This is a genomic window from Roseovarius sp. JB2-10, assembly GCF_055693585.1.
Genome location: NZ_CM146337.1, coordinates 79,126 through 94,516, shown reverse-complemented (window position 1 = coordinate 94,516; position 15,391 = coordinate 79,126). Strand labels below are relative to the sequence as shown.

Here is a 15,391-nt window from a genome sequence, read left to right as displayed (position 1 = left end):
GGGTTTTGCAATTGCATTGCGTTGCGGCCTATCTTGCGCGCAAATCACAGGCACGAGGCGCAAATGAACAAGGTCAAGGATCAGTACGAGGCCTACCCGTACCCCGAGCGTGATCCCAAGGATGAGGCCAAGCGTCTGATCAGCGGATCGCCTTCGCATCCACTCGAAATTGATCATTTTCTCTTTGCGGGACAGCGCGACTGGTCTGCGCCTTTGCGCGTGTTGGTGGCCGGCGGTGGAACGGGCGATGGGTTGATCCAGTTGGCGCAGATGTTGACGCAGGCGGGCAAGCCATTTGAGATCACCTATGTCGATCTGTCCCGGGCGTCGCGCAAGATTGCCGAGGCCCGGGCCAAGGCCCGCAAACTGACCGGGATTACTTTTGTCACTGGTAGTCTGATGGATGCGCCCGAGCTGGGCGCGTTTGACTACATTGATTGTTGCGGCGTGTTGCATCATTTGCCGGATCCAACGGCGGGCTTCCAAGCGTTGCGCCGCGCGTTGGCACCGGGAGGTGGCTTGGGGTTCATGGTCTATGCGCCCTACGGCCGTGCCGGGGTGTACCCGCTGCAAGAGGCGTTTGGCATGCTTTACGATGGGATGTCGCCCAAGGAGCGCCTGAAGGCCGCGCGTAAGATCGTCGAGGCTCTGCCTTCGGGTCATCCTTTCAAGGGCAATCCCAATCTGGGTGATCACTACGACAGCGATGCGGGATTTTACGATCTTTTGCTGCACAGCCAGGATCGCGCATTCGATGTGCCGCAACTGCTTGGGACAATGCGTGAGGCCGGTTGGACGCTGAGCGGGTTCACCATGCCCGCGCTTTACGATTTGGCGCGCGTCGCCCCGGTGCCTGCGCATCTGGACGCAGTGCAGGCCATGGCCGTGGCAGAGAAACTGCGCGGCACGATCAAGACCCATGTCGGCTATGCTGTGCCTGCGGATGAAATGCGCCATGCCGCCAGCGGCAAAAACCGTACCTTGGTGCCCCACATCAAGGGGGTCCAAGCACGTGCGCTAGCGCAGGCTGTGGCAAAAGGCCAAGCGCCCAAGCTGAGCTTTGCCGGTGTAACCGCGCATCTGAAACTGCCAAAAGCCGCAGCCCCCTTGATTGCGGCCGTCGATGGGCGCCGCAATCTGACGGAAATTGCTGCGGCCACCAAGACCGACCCGATCAGCATGGGTGCGACTTGGGCCTCGGTTGAAGCCGAATTGGCCAGCTGGGGCATGCTGCTTTACTCCGGCATTCTGCGTTGACGCGATGTGCGGTCGATTTGCCATAACGCTGCCCCCGGATGCGATGGCGCAATTATTCGCGGCGCGCCCCGCAAATGACGTACCAGATGTGCCCAATTTCAACGTCTGTCCGACCAACGCGGTGCACGTGATCACATCAGGAGAAGAGGGGCGTGTATTGGGTGCGATGCGGTGGGGGTTTTTGCCCCATTGGTACAAATCACCCACCGATGGGCCGCTCCTGATCAATGCCCGGTCCGAGACAATTGCCGAAAAACCCGCGTTTCGTGCCGCCTGCCGTGAACGGCGGTGCCTGATCCCGGCGACGGGGTTTTACGAATGGACAAAGGACACTGAGGGCAAGCGTCTGCCGTGGTACATTGCCCGTTCGGATGGAACGCCCCTGGCATTTGCAGGTGTCTGGCAACGTTGGGACAAGGGTGACACGCCGCTCAATACATGCGCGATCGTGACCACCGGGGCAAACCGGGCCATGTCGGCGATCCATCACCGGATGCCTGTGGTGCTTGAGCCCAAGGACTGGGCGCTTTGGCTGGGTGAAGAGGGCAAAGGCGCTGCCCCGCTGATGACGGCGGCTGCGGAGGAGGCGCTCCACTATTGGCGCGTTGATCCCCAGGTGAATTCAAACCGGGCCAGCGGGCCGGAACTGATCGAGCCTTGGGAGGACGATGCGTAAAGGTCAGGGGCGTTTGGCGGTCAATTCAAACGTGATGCCCACGGCAAAACCCAAAGTTCCTTCGTCCTTTGTGTCAATCGCGATGTCGAAATCTCTGCGATCCACGCTGAGCCCGCCTTTGGCTGTGGCGACGTCGCCTTCGATTGTCAGCTCAAACGGCATTTCGACCGGCAGAGAAGTGTCGCGGATGGTGAGCGTTCCTACGGCAATATAGTCCCTGTCACGGTTTACAATTTGCGCAGCAAAAACGGCGTTCGGATATGTGGACGTTTCGAGATATCCTGCCCCCATGGCCTGGCTTGAGACCGAACCCAGGCTCAGTGACCCCGTGGTGATGGTGACGTCAACACTCCCATGAACGCCGGCGTCATCGGGCGTTTCATCATAGACAATATCGGCGGTCCAATCGGCAAAGCTGCCCACCACGTCCGACCCAAACTGACGTACGGAGATGTTCAGAACACCCTCTTGCACTTGCCATGCGCCATCGGAGGCTTCGGCAGCCGGTGCAGCAGCGGTTGCAACCGCTGGCGTGGTGTTATGTGCAGCGTGCGAGAACCATCCGAGGGCGGATGCTCCACCCAAAGCGCCCGCCCAAATGGCGACTGCCGTCACGAAAGGGAGGACGTGGTTTGGTTGCTTTTCCGTCGGCTCCCCGGAGGTGCCGCCTGGCAACATCCGGCGCAATGTGGCGTCGCCATCAACAACGTGATGCTTGAGTGCACCGATGATATGCAACCCGACAGCACCTACAAGCACCCATTGCAAAATGTAGTGCAGGGTGGCGGTCAGCTCAGCCAGGGCTGCGTCTTTGGGTACGAAGGGCAGTGTTTGACCGAATGGCCACCAGATCGGGGCAAAACCGGTTGTGGCGGCATGGTGTATCCACCCGCTGAGCGGCACAGCGACCAATGAGCCGTAGAGCAACCAATGCACTGTTTCGGCCAGCCATGCTTCCAGACTGTTATCTCCGTTCAGAAGACCCGGTTTGCGTTGCGACAAGGCCCAGAAGATGCGCGCGAGCGCCACGAAGAAAATCGTCACGCCTATGGTTTTGTGCAAAGAAAACAGCGTGGCGGTCAGGGCAATAGTCGCCTCGTCAGGGGTAATGTTTGGGTCTTTCAACCCATAGGCCAGGTTGTTGGCGACAATGCCCAACGGGATCACGGACAAGATCAGCAGAGCCGTCAGCCAGTGGAACGATTTGGTCACGGCGCCATAGGAATTTTGCGAATTGCTGAGTGGCATAGGTCTGGGTCCTGATTGGGTATGTTAGAACGTAAGGGATATCAAAAAAGGGGCAATCTCTATCGGTGCACAATGGTCGCGCGCAAATCCACAGGGTGAGGCTAGGGCGTTGCCTATGCGCGACAAGCGCGGTATCCGAAGAAAAAGAGTGTGGGAGGCACAACACATGAGCAGAGCATTCGTATTCCCGGGACAAGGTGCGCAGACCATCGGCATGGGCAAAGCGCTGGCCGATGCCTATCCGGCGGCTCAGGCCGTGTTTGATGAGGTCGATGATGCGCTGGATGAAAAGCTGTCCGCGTTGATTTGGGAGGGCGATCAGGAGACTTTGACGCTGACGCAAAACGCGCAGCCTGCTTTGATGGCTACGTCGCTTGCGGCGATGCGGGCGCTTGAGGTTGAAGGCATCAGCATTGACGCGGCGTCCTGTGTGGCCGGGCATTCCTTGGGTGAATATTCGGCATTGGCCGCGGCCGGGGCATTGAGCGTCGCCGATACGGCACGGCTGTTGCGGACACGCGGCGTTGCCATGCAAGAGGCGGTGCCGGTGGGCGTCGGGGCGATGGCCGCATTGCTTGGGCTGGATTTTGAGGCGGCACGGGGTGTCGCGGAGGAGGCCGCCGGTGGCGACGTATGTCAGGCGGCCAATGACAACGATCCCGGTCAGGTGGTCGTCTCCGGCCACAAGGCAGCGGTTGAACGTGCGGTCGATCTGGCCAAGGAGCGCGGTGCAAAACGCGCCATGTTGTTACCAGTCAGCGCGCCTTTTCACTGCGCGTTGATGGAGCCTGCCGCGCAGGTAATGGCCGAGGCATTGGAGGGTGTTGAGATCAATCGGCCTGCCGTGCCGGTCGTTGCCAATGTGGTCGCTGAGCAGATAAGCGATCCGGGTGTTTTGCGGTCGCTGCTTGTCCAACAGGTGACGGGCTCGGTGCGATGGCGAGAGTCGGTGATGTTCATGGACGCGCAAGGTGTCGATGAGATTTGGGAGATTGGGGCCGGCAAAGCCTTGTCGGGCATGGTGCGCCGGATCAACCGGGACATTGCGTGCCGGGCCGTGGGCACGGCGGATGATGTCAAAGCAGCCGCTGAGGCCTATCACAACGGGTGATGCTGGTGGATTGCCGTGGCCGCTGCGTGGCATGAATATTTCGATAAAGGAGCAGTTTAAATGTTTGATCTGACAGGAAAATCCGCGCTTGTAACAGGTGCATCGGGCGGCATAGGCGGTGCGATCTCACAGGCGTTGCATGCGGCGGGTGCCACCGTGGCGCTCAGCGGGACGCGCGTGGAACCGCTTGAGGCACTGGCGGCAGAACTTGGGGATCGGACGCATGTATTGCCGTGCAATCTGAGCGATGCCGAGGCGGTGGACGCCCTGCCCAAACAAGCAATCGAGGCGATGGGCGCGGTTGATGTTCTGGTCAACAATGCCGGGATCACCCGCGATCAGATTTTCATGCGCATGTCGGATGAGGAGTGGCAAAGCGTCATCGACGTCAATCTCACGGCCACAATGCGCCTGTGTCGCGGTGTGATGCGTCCGATGATGAAAGCGCGGTGGGGGCGTATCATCAACATCAGTTCGATTGTTGGCGCAACCGGCAACCCAGGTCAGGTCAATTATGCCGCGTCCAAGGCGGGCATGGTAGGGATGACCAAATCCATCGCCGCAGAGGTAGCCAGCCGCAATATTACTGCCAATGCGGTTGCTCCGGGGTTCATTGCCACGGCAATGACTGAGGCGCTGACCGATGATCAAAAGGGCAAAATAAACGCGCAAATCCCGGCCGCGCGTATGGGCACCGCCGACGAGATCGCAGCCGCGGTTTTGTATCTGGCCAGCCCTGAGGCGGGGTATGTCACGGGCGCTACGTTGCATGTGAATGGTGGCATGGCGATGCTCTAGGTAACGTAGAAGCGGGGCATTCGGGGAATCAAACCGCGCCGATTTGGTGCGCAAATATGCAAAATCGGACTGATTGCGCGGGTTGATCCAAAGAGGGGCAGGGGTGTATTGCCCAATTTCCCGGATTATTTTGAATTCGAATACTGCTGGAAATACAGTGTATTAGCATATCGCACTTGGTGTTTTGGGCCTGCTATCCCCCTTGCATTCGCTGTGTGATCACCCACTTTGGGAAAACATTTGCCTAAGGCGCGCCATGTGCTATAGGCGGCGCAGATTGGCCTTGGGTGTGTTGCGACATGTCCTATGGCGGCCCAAAATGGGCGACGAAGCCGCCCGAGCGGGCATAAAGATCAAGGCCACAGCCCAATAGGGGCGGGGCAGAAAACGGGCGATAGCGCCCATCAGACTATGAGGATTATGACATGAGCGATACCGCAGACCGCGTAAAAAAGATCGTTGTTGAGCACTTGGGTGTTGAAGAAGACAAGGTGAGTGAAAACGCGTCGTTTATTGACGATCTGGGCGCAGACAGCCTGGACACGGTTGAGTTGGTCATGGCCTTCGAAGAAGAATTTGGCATCGAAATTCCGGACGATGCAGCTGAAAACATCCAAACATTCGGTGACGCGGTAAAGTTCATTTCCGAAGCCGCGTAAGCCACATACTGTTTCGTAAGAGGCCCTGCCGGATCGGCGGGGCCTTTTTCGTGTGCGCTCCAAATTGCAAGCATGTCATACGGCGCTTGGGCTGCGCATGGTTTGAACCGGATCGCTGTTTGACCAAAGGTGAACTGCTGCTAGGCTTGAAAAGAGCATAGAGTTTGGAGGATTTTTCATGAAAAATACCATTCTGGCCCTGGCTTTTTCCAGTTTGTCGACAACGGTTTTGGCGCAAGATACGTCGGAGCTTGCCATGCAATACGCCAACTTGCCCGAAGTTCAGGCGATGATTACGGAAATGTTTTCCCCCAAGGCGATGGGAAACCAGATTGAGGCAAGTTTGCCTGCGAATTTTACCCTGAGTGACGCACAGAAGAACGAGATCGGCGTGGTCATGTCTGAAGCGATGAACGAATTGCGCCCAAAGCTTGAGGAAGTGATGGTTTCAAAAAGTGCAGATACTTTTTCTGCGGATGAATTGCAGGCCCTGATTGATTTCTATTCCTCGGAACATGGGGCAGCGGTGATGCAGAAAATGACGCCGTTCATGCAAGATGTGATGGCAGAGCTTGGGCCGAACATGCAGGCTATGCAGGTCGAGCTCGGCCCGAAAATTGCGGAGATCTTGCAAAACTGACTGTATGGCGCACAGCGTCTGCATCCCCGTGGCGCGCAATCAGGGCGCGAACGGGCTGTATCATGCCGATTTGGTGATATCGGGATTCGGGTTTAGACTGCATAGCTGTCTTGTCCTGGCACAATGTCAGGTAGATCACATTTGAGGATCACGACTATGATCATCTATCCCACATTGGAAATTTTGAATGGTAAATGTGTGTCCCTGACCCGGGGGCGTTTGGAAGAGCCATATATCTGGCATATCGATCCGGTTGAGACGGCGCATGGTTTTGCCGAGGCCGGGGCCGAGTGGATGCATGTCACAGACATGAACGCGCTTAACGGCGATGGGAACAACAATGCGTTGATCGAAGACATTATCCGCGCCGCGCGTATTCCGGTGCAACTGGGCGGTGGATTTCGGTCGCGTGAACGGGTTGAGCATTGGATTGAAATGGGTGCCGGACGGATCGTGATTGGCACGATGGCCGCGCATGACCCGGAACTGGTCAAGGAACTGGCCAAGCTTCACCCGGATCAGATCGTTCTGGCGATTGATATCTTCCAGGGTCATGTGATGACCGAAGGTTGGCGCAAGTACAGCGCTTTCGAACCGGAATCGTTTCTGGCCGCGTTTGATACCACGCCTCTGGCGGGCATCATCGTGACAGATATTGACGCGGATATCGCCGATCAGGACGGTAGAATTGGTGTGATTTCAGGTCTGGCGGCAATAACCCGCCATCCGGTGATCGCGCGCGGAACCGTCCGCAGCGTCGATGACGTGGCCCGTTTGAAATATGTCTCGAACATCTCAGGCACGCTGATCGGCAAAGCGCTGCTGGCCAAAGATGTTGATCTGGCCGAAGCGCTCAACGTTGCACAGCCGCAGCCCGAGCCTACCGCAGCCTTCCAGTAATCCCGATCACTGCGCGGAAATCGGATTGGCAAAAGCCATCCGGTTTCTGCGGCGGCACGGTCTTGCCCCTCGGGTGCAAGGCAGGGTATGAGCATCCATTAGGAATATGTGAAAGGGCAGCATCATGCGGCGTGTCGTTGTCACCGGCCTCGGGCTGGTAACTCCATTGGCGGATGGGGTCGAGGAAAGCTGGAGCCGTTTGTTGGACGGCCAATCCGGAGCGGGTCCGATTACCCGTTTTGACGCCTCGAATGTGGCAACCACCTATGCGTGCGAAGTGCCTCTGGGGGATGGTGCCGATGGCACGTTTCATTCCGACAGTTACATGCTGCCCAAGGAGCGCCGTAAAGTCGATGACTTCATCCTCTACGGAATTGCCGCCGCGCAGCAGGCGGTCGAGGATGCGGGGTGGATGCCTGAGGATGAAGAAAGCCGCCTGCGCACGGGTGTGATGATCGGCTCCGGCATCGGTGGGCTTCGGTCGATCGAGGAAACCACGCTGATCATTCGCGACAAGGGTGTGCGCCGCGTATCGCCGTTTTTTATCCCCGGCGCATTGATCAACCTGATCAGCGGTCAGGTGGGTATCCGCTATGGTTTCAAGGGCCCCAACCATTCGGTTGTGACGGCCTGTTCCACAGGCGCACACGCCATTGGTGACGCCGCGCGGTTGATTATGTTTGGCGATGCGGATGTCATGATCGCCGGTGGGGCCGAGGCCGCGATTTGCGAAATCGGGATTGCGGGTTTCAATGCCTGCAAGGCGCTCAGCACCAAGCGGGCGGATGATCCGAAGGCTGCCAGCCGCCCTTATGATGAGGACCGTGACGGGTTCGTCATGGGCGAAGGTGCGGGCATTGTCGTGTTGGAAGACTATGACCATGCGGTTGCGCGCGGGGCCAAGATTTACGCCGAAGTTCTGGGGTATGGATTGTCGGGAGATGCCTACCACATCACGGCGCCCTCGGAAGACGGCGATGGGGGCTATCGCGCGATGGTGGCGGCCTTGGGACATGCGGGTGTTGAACCGGCGGATGTTGATTACATCAACGCGCACGGTACCAGCACAATGGCTGATACGATTGAGTTGAAGGCGGTTGAACGGCTGTTGGGTGACGCGGCAGGGTCAGCCACAATGAGCTCGACCAAATCGGCCACGGGGCACCTTTTGGGGGCAGCCGGCGCGATTGAAGCAATCTTTTCGATCCTTGCCATTCGCGATCAGGTCGCGCCGCCAACTATCAATCTGGATAACCCTGCGGTGGAAACGCCGCTGGATCTGGCGCCGAATGCCAAAAGGGAGCGCGAAATCAATGTCGCGCTGTCCAACAGCTTTGGCTTTGGCGGTACAAATGCATCGGTTTGTTTCGGGAAACTGCGTTAATGTGGCGACATATCGCGTCAAATGCCCTGACGTTTCTGGTGGTTCTGGCCTTCTTGCTGGGCGGCGTGATCCTCTGGGGTCAGGGCGAGTACACAGCGCAAGGCCCGCTTGAGGATCGCGTTTGTTTGCGGGTCAAGCCGGGTTCGAACATGCGCAGTGTGTCGCAGCAGCTCGAAGAAATTGGTGCCGTGACAAACGGATCAATCTACCGCGTTGGTTCGGAATATTCCGGCAAAAACAGCAAGTTGAAGGCTGGTAGTTGGCTGATCCCTGAAGGCGCCAGCATGCAGGAGATCGTTGATATTGTGACACGTGGTGGTGCCAGCAGTTGTGGCACCGAAGTTGTCTACAGGATTGGTGTGACGCAGGCGCAGGCGCAGGTCCGAGAGCTTGATCCTGGAACGGACCAATATGTGGAACGCGCGTCGTTTAACCTGGAGGACGAAGCGCGCCCTGAGATTTACGAAAAAGTACGCGATGAGAGCGATACCCGTTATCGCATTGCGATTGCCGAGGGCGTGACCAGTTGGCAGATCGTAAATGCCTTGGGTCAGCTGGACGTGCTGGAGGGCGAGGTCAGTGACTTGCCGCCGGAGGGCAGTCTGGCCCCCGACAGCTACGAAGTCAGTGACGGTGACACTTTGGAAAGCGTTGTGGCGCGGATGCGCGATGCGCAAGACCGGCTGCTGGCGGAAGCCTGGGACAACCGCGCGGAAGGCATACCGCTCAATGATCCTTATGAAGCGCTCATTTTGGCGTCCATTATCGAAAAAGAAACAGCTGTTGCGGATGAACGCCGTCAGGTGGCGAGCGTGTTTACCAACCGTCTGCGACAGGGCATGAAACTGCAAACAGACCCAACCGTGATTTATGGCATCACCAAGGGTCAGGGCGTTTTGGGACGCGGATTGCGGCAAAGCGAATTGCGCGGCAGGACCGATTGGAACACGTATGTCATTGATGGCTTGCCGCCCACACCCATCGCCAACCCGGGCAAAGCCAGCCTTGAGGCTGCGGTTGACCCTGACACCACTGATTTCATCTTCTTTGTGGCGGATGGTACAGGCGGGCACGCTTTTGCCAAAACCTTGGAAGAACACAATAAAAACGTCGCAGAGTGGCGCAAGATCGAGGCAGAACGTGCTTCGGAGTAAGTGAGTTTAATGTGGATTTCGCGGGCCGTTTATCATGACAGCGCATTGGCAAAACTGTCTGTTCGATCTCTGGGGTATCGACGAAAAAATCAGCCCGCTTGATGGTGAATATGACCTGAATTTCCTTGTCCACGGATCGCCGGGTTATGTCCTCAAAGTGATGCGTGCTGGATGCGCAGCGGATTTTGTCGATATGCAATGCCAGGCGATGGCCCGGATCAACGCCGCGTCGGATGATGTGCCTGTGCCGATAGTGGTGCCCGCCAAGGATGGCGCGCTTTTTGCCACAGCCCGGGATGAGCAGGGAGAGGACCGTGTGGTCTGGTTGCTCAACCGGCTCCCGGGGATCCCATACCGCGAATTTCGGCCACATATTCCCGACATGGCCAGGCAGTTAGGCCAGCATCTTGCGGGCATAAATTGCGCGCTTGAGGGTTTTACGCATCCGTTGCTGGACCGGCCGTTCAAATGGAACCTTGCGCAGGCAGATTGGATCGCGGGCCACACGGATGTTGTCAGCAACCCGGTCCGTAGGGAAATTCTGGATGAAATCATTGCAGGGTTTTCCGCGCTAAAGCCCGCATTGATGGACCTGCCGCAGATGGCACTGCATAACGACGTCAATGACCACAATATTTTGGTCACCGGTGGCCTTAAGGACGCGCCGCGCGTATCGGGTTTAATTGATTTCGGGGATCTGTGCGCCGCGCCCAGAATATGTGATTTGGCAATCGCGGCGGCCTATACCGTGTTGGATCACGACGCACCCGAAGCGATGCTGTGCGCACTGGTTGCCGGGTATCATAACGCCTCGCCGCTATCTGCCGCCGAAGTCGATATGATCTGGCTGCTGCTGCGGATGCGCCTTGCGGTCAGCGTGGTGAATTCGACGATGATGTCCCTTGAATGCCCCGATGATCGATACACGCTGATATCGCAAGCGCCTGCCTGGCAGTTTTTGGAAAACAACGGGATCAATGCCGGAACAATTGGCCCGATGCTCAGGGCAGCCTGCGGTTTGCCGGTCACGGATGCGGCGCCCCGGGTCATGGCCTGGCTGGATGGGGAACGCGGGCAATTTGCCCCGCTCATCGGGCAGGATTTGGCGGATGTACCCATGGGGTCCCTGTCGGTCGAAGAAAGCACGACGCCGCAGAACCCCTTTCATATCACCGCGTCTGAGGCGGCGTCGGCAGGGGCGTCTTATCACGACACGGCGCCTGTCTGGCTGGGGTACTATCGCGAGCCGCGTCTGATCTATACTGAAAGCTTTTTTCGACTTGGGCCATGGAAGGCCAGTGACCGGCGCACGGTTCATCTGGCCGTTGACGTCTTTGCCAAAGCCCGAACGCCGCTTTTTGCGCCATTGGCGGGCAGGGTCGTGTTTTCCCTCTACCGTGAGGCCAATCTTGACTATGGCGGGGTGGTGATATTGCACCATGAAACGCCGGATGGCGATGGTTTCTACACGATTTACGGACATCTCTCAAAAGCGTCGGTTGCGCGCCTTTCTGTTGGCCAAGTGATTGAAAAAGGGGCTGAATTCGCCGAGCTGGGCCCACCCGAAGAGAATGGAAAATGGAGCCCGCATGTCCATTTCCAGTTGGCAATGAGCTTGGAAGGTCACGATGATGGTTTACCCGGTGTGGCGGATCCCGATCAATTGCCGCTTTGGACGGGGCTCTGTCCAAACCCGGCGGCGTTGTTGAACCTTACCGATGATAAAACCCGCTATCGGCCGACGGAACCTGAAGCCGTTCTGGAAAAGCGCCAACTGCATTTTGGCCCCAATGTTATGCCAAGCTATACCCGACCGGTGATGCTGGTGCGGGGCTGGAAACACCACCTTTTTGACGTTTGGGGACGGCCTTATCTGGATGGGTACAATAACGTGCCGCATGTCGGCCATGCCCACCCGCGCATTCAGGCCGTGGCCGCCGACCAGCTTCAGAGGATGAATTCAAACACCCGCTATCTTCATCCGGCTCAGACCGAATTTGCCGAAAAAATCGTGTCGAAAATGCCGTCTGGGCTGACGGTGTGCTATTTCGTCAATTCCGGCTCCGAAGCTAATGAACTGGCCTTGCGCCTGACCCGCGCCCATACGGGCGGCAAGGACATCGTGACACCGGATCACGGATATCACGGTAACACCACCGGCGCGATCGACATCTCGGCTTATAAGTTCAACGCCCCCGGTGGTGTCGGACAGTCGGATTGGGTGCATCTGGTGGATGTGGCGGATGACTACCAGGGTGCTTTCACCCGCGATGATCCGGACCGCGCTGAAAAATTTGCCCGCGGTGTTGATGACGCGATTGATGCCATCGCGGCGCAGAGCGGGAAACTGGCCGGATTCATCGCCGAAACATTCCCCAGTGTCGGTGGGCAGATCATCCCACCGGAAGGATATCTGCAGGGGGTTTACACCCGTATTCGCGCGGCAGGCGGGTTGTGTATCGCAGACGAGGTGCAAACCGGGCTGGGGCGGCTTGGTACGCATTACTTTGGGTTTGAACAGCAAGAGGTGGTGCCCGACATCGTGGTCCTGGGCAAGCCGTTGGGCAATGGTCACCCGCTGGCGGCTGTTGTGACAACCCCCGCCATCGCCGACAGTTTTGCCCAAGGCCCGGAATTTTTCTCGACCTTTGGTGGTTCAACCCTGTCCTGCCGGATTGGCAAGGAGGTCTTGGACGTCGTTGACGAGGAAGGCTTGATGGAAAATGCCCGCCAAGTCGGTGCTGTTCTCCTCGACGGTCTGCGGGACTTGCAGGGTGATTTTCCGATCATCGGCGATGTGCGCGGCATGGGGTTTTTTGTGGGGGTGGAGCTGGTTCGTGATCCGCAAACGCGGGAACACGGCACGGATCTGGCGCGCTATGTGGTCAACCGGATGCGTGATGAACGTGTGTTGATCGGTCGTGACGGGCCACATGACAGCGTGTTGAAAATCCGACCACCGCTTACCTTTGACGCCGAGGCTTGTGACATGCTCCTGCATGTTTTGCGCGGTGCTTTGCACGAAGCGACGATCTGGTATCAACTGGCCTGAAATTGCGTCAATACGCCTCGCAAGACCGGGGCCTGATGGTGCACCCGTGGACTTTCCAATCCCGCGGAACAGCGATACTCGTTTGATATGAAATCCTTCGTGACCAGATACCTGATCGTTTGCCTGACTGTTTTGGGCATCGTCACACCGCAGATGTCGGCGGCGTTGATCGCGGTTGGCGCGGTTGATGGTCGCATCATGGTCATTTGCACAGGCGATGGCCTGCGTATGATCCAGATAGATGCAAACGGAGACCCGGTGAATGTCTCGGCCGATGCTGAAATCTGCGCCTTGGTCAATGTTGCGGGCACGGCATCCGGGCCAGTATTCAGCGCCGCCATCCAGGAGCCGGTTTTTACGGTCACACCGCTTGCAGGCGCCGCTAAAGGTTCTGACAGCTCTCTTTTCTCTTCAGCGCTCCCCCGGGCGCCTCCTTTCGGCTGAACCAACCCTCCTTAGTTTGTTCTATCCACTGCCGGTCATTGACCACGCAGTGCAATATCCTGAAACGGAGAGAGAAGATGAAAAACGCTCTGATTTTGGCTGCTGCCTTGAGCCTTCCGACCCTTGCCTGGGCCCATGACTTTGAACTTGGCGCCCTGAAAATCATGCATCCCATGGCCTTTGAAACGCCTGTAACGGCTAAATCTGCGGCCGGGTACCTAACGATCATGAACACTGGCGAAACAGATGACGCGCTGATTGAAGTGCGCGCTGATTTTCCCCGCACAATGCTGCATTTGTCGGAAGAGAAAGATGGCATCGCAACCATGACCCATGTCATGAAAATCGAACTACCAGCTGGCGAGACAGTCGAATTGGCGCCCGGCGGGTTTCACGTGATGTTCATGGGTTTGAACGGTGATCCCTTCGAAGAAGGGGAGAAAGTCGGCGCAACGTTGGTTTTTGAAAAGGCCGGTGAAATCGACATCGAATTTGCCGTGGAGCCGCGCAGCAATGAGGATGATCATTCTGGTCATTCCGGCCATTCCACCACAAACTGATCCCGGCCGGGTTGATTGTGTAAATAGCACGTCCGGTTTTCCTTTTTTGACTGCCCAGAGCACTAGCGTCCGATAATTTGATCAAATTGTTGGGCGCCGCTGCTTGATTCCAGTTGTTAAGACCGGCACCATTTGTAAAGAACGATGCATCTGGTGCGCCGCCCGTCCGCGCGGCCTTGAAACAAGGGGTTTGATCCATGCTGAACACGGAAATGAGCAGCAGACGCGACACGGCGATTGCCCGCGGCGTGGGAATGATGACGCAGATTTACGCGGAAAAAGCGCGTAATGCCGAGGTCTGGGACGTTGAAGGTAATCGCTACATCGATTTTGCGGCTGGTATTGCGGTGGTCAATACGGGCCATTGCCATCCCAAGGTTATGACGGCCGTAGAAAAGCAATTGGGGTCCTTCACCCATACCTGTCATCAGGTCATGCCTTACGCCAACTACATTCAGTTGGCTGAACGCCTGAACGAGCTGGTGCCCGGCGATTTCGAGAAAAAGACGATCTTTGTCACTACGGGCGCGGAGGCAGTTGAGAACGCGATCAAGGTTGCGCGCGCGGCCACGGGCCGGCCCGCGATCATCGCATTTGGTGGTGGATTTCATGGCCGGACATTCATGGGGATGAGCCTGACGGGCAAGGTTGTTCCCTACAAGAAAGGCTTCGGTGCGATGATGCCGGACGTCTATCACGTGCCGTTTCCGGTTGATCTGCATGGGCGGAGTTCCGGTGATGCAATGGATGCGCTGATGGGTCTCTTCAAGGCTGATCTGGATCCGGGGCGGGTGGCCGCCATCATCTTTGAACCTGTTCAGGGTGAAGGCGGGTTTTACCCGGCACCGGCGGAATTGATCCGCGGCATTCGTGAACTGTGCGACGAGCATGGGATCGTGATGATCGCCGATGAGGTGCAGACGGGGTTTGCGCGCACCGGGCATATGTTTGCAATGGAAAGCTACGGCGTCAGTGCAGACATCACCACCATGGCAAAGGGATTGGCCGGTGGCCTGCCGTTGGCGGCGGTGACCGGACGCGCCGATCTGATGGATGCGGCGGACCCCGGTGGGTTGGGCGGTACATATGCGGGCAACCCTTTGGGCGTGGCTGCCTCACATGCAGTTCTGGATGTCATTGAGGAAGAAGACCTTTGCGCACGTGCCAATGAATTGGGGTCCCGCCTGAAACAGCGCCTTGAGGCGATCCGGGAGAATACACCGCAATTGGTGGATATCCGCGGGCCGGGGTTCATGGTCGCGGCGGAGTTCAATACCGCCGACGGCAGCGCACCGGACGCGTCCTTTGCCAACCGGGTACGGGCCGAAGCGTTGAAGCGTCATTTGGTGCTGCTGACATGCGGGATTTACGGCAATGTCGTACGGTTCCTGGCGCCGATCACGATTGAGGACGCGGTTTTTGCCGAAGGCATGGACATTTTGGAAGCCTCCATCGAGGCAGCCAAAGCCGGGTGATCAGCGACCGGAATTGCAGTGCGTTTGGAAATG

The 15,391-nt window shown here is 57.7% G+C and carries 14 protein-coding genes; 13 read left to right on the top strand and 1 reads right to left on the bottom strand.

The genetic code is table 11. The features are described 5' to 3' along the window. Window positions 1-63 precede the first annotated feature (63 nt). A complete protein-coding gene (locus ACZ1HJ_RS00435; protein WP_472720405.1) occupies window positions 64-1,257 on the top strand; it encodes a class I SAM-dependent methyltransferase in 1,194 nt (397 codons plus the stop codon). A gap of 4 nt (window positions 1,258-1,261) precedes the next feature. Further along, the gene (locus ACZ1HJ_RS00430) at window positions 1,262-1,933 is read left to right on the top strand and encodes an SOS response-associated peptidase (RefSeq protein ID WP_472720404.1); all 672 of its coding nucleotides are present in this window, start codon (window positions 1,262-1,264) and stop codon (window positions 1,931-1,933) included. A gap of 3 nt (window positions 1,934-1,936) precedes the next feature. Here the strand turns inward: ACZ1HJ_RS00430 and ACZ1HJ_RS00425 are convergent, their stop codons facing one another. Then, on the bottom strand, window positions 1,937-3,181 hold the full coding sequence (locus tag ACZ1HJ_RS00425; protein WP_472720403.1) for a cytochrome b/b6 domain-containing protein: 1,245 nt from the start codon (window positions 3,179-3,181) through the stop codon (window positions 1,937-1,939). Window positions 3,182-3,347: 166 nt separating this feature from the next. On the opposite strand from ACZ1HJ_RS00425, the gene fabD reads away from it, so the two are divergent. From fabD to ACZ1HJ_RS00370, 11 genes are all read left to right on the top strand, one after another. Next, the gene (gene fabD, locus ACZ1HJ_RS00420; protein WP_472720402.1) at window positions 3,348-4,292 is read left to right on the top strand and encodes an ACP S-malonyltransferase; all 945 of its coding nucleotides are present in this window, start codon (window positions 3,348-3,350) and stop codon (window positions 4,290-4,292) included. 60 nt (window positions 4,293-4,352) lie between these two features. Continuing rightward, complete coding sequence (gene fabG / locus ACZ1HJ_RS00415; protein ID WP_472720401.1) at window positions 4,353-5,090, top strand: 3-oxoacyl-[acyl-carrier-protein] reductase; 738 nt, start codon at window positions 4,353-4,355, stop codon at window positions 5,088-5,090. Window positions 5,091-5,515: 425 nt separating this feature from the next. After that, window positions 5,516-5,749, top strand: a complete 234-nt coding sequence (locus tag ACZ1HJ_RS00410) for an acyl carrier protein (protein ID WP_472720400.1) — start codon at window positions 5,516-5,518, stop codon at window positions 5,747-5,749. Window positions 5,750-5,927: 178 nt separating this feature from the next. Next, window positions 5,928-6,389, top strand: coding sequence for a DUF2059 domain-containing protein (locus ACZ1HJ_RS00405; RefSeq protein WP_472720399.1), 462 nt, complete (start codon window positions 5,928-5,930; stop codon window positions 6,387-6,389). A 156-nt stretch (window positions 6,390-6,545) separates the two neighbouring features. Next, a complete protein-coding gene (locus ACZ1HJ_RS00400; protein ID WP_472720398.1) occupies window positions 6,546-7,289 on the top strand; it encodes a 1-(5-phosphoribosyl)-5-[(5-phosphoribosylamino)methylideneamino] imidazole-4-carboxamide isomerase in 744 nt (247 codons plus the stop codon). A 124-nt stretch (window positions 7,290-7,413) separates the two neighbouring features. Continuing rightward, window positions 7,414-8,673: a beta-ketoacyl-ACP synthase II gene (fabF, locus tag ACZ1HJ_RS00395; RefSeq protein WP_472720397.1), complete on the top strand. Its 1,260-nt coding sequence runs from the start codon at window positions 7,414-7,416 to the stop codon at window positions 8,671-8,673. Beyond that, window positions 8,673-9,827 (top strand): endolytic transglycosylase MltG, encoded by a 1,155-nt coding sequence (gene mltG / locus ACZ1HJ_RS00390; protein ID WP_472720396.1) that lies wholly within the window; start codon window positions 8,673-8,675, stop codon window positions 9,825-9,827. The genes fabF and mltG overlap by 1 nt, the downstream gene beginning before the upstream one ends. Window positions 9,828-9,861: 34 nt before the next feature. Next, a complete protein-coding gene (locus ACZ1HJ_RS00385) occupies window positions 9,862-12,879 on the top strand; it encodes an aminotransferase class III-fold pyridoxal phosphate-dependent enzyme (protein ID WP_472720395.1) in 3,018 nt (1,005 codons plus the stop codon). Window positions 12,880-12,978: 99 nt separating this feature from the next. Then, entirely contained in the window at window positions 12,979-13,323 is a 345-nt protein-coding gene (locus ACZ1HJ_RS00380; protein WP_472720394.1) for a hypothetical protein, read from the top strand. Between the two features lie 77 nt (window positions 13,324-13,400). After that, window positions 13,401-13,883 carry a copper chaperone PCu(A)C gene (locus tag ACZ1HJ_RS00375; RefSeq protein WP_472720393.1) on the top strand — a complete coding sequence of 161 codons (483 nt, stop codon included), beginning with the start codon at window positions 13,401-13,403 and terminating at the stop codon, window positions 13,881-13,883. A 197-nt stretch (window positions 13,884-14,080) separates the two neighbouring features. Then, the gene (locus ACZ1HJ_RS00370) at window positions 14,081-15,358 is read left to right on the top strand and encodes a 4-aminobutyrate--2-oxoglutarate transaminase (protein WP_472720392.1); all 1,278 of its coding nucleotides are present in this window, start codon (window positions 14,081-14,083) and stop codon (window positions 15,356-15,358) included. The last annotated feature ends 33 nt before the right edge of the window (window positions 15,359-15,391 follow it).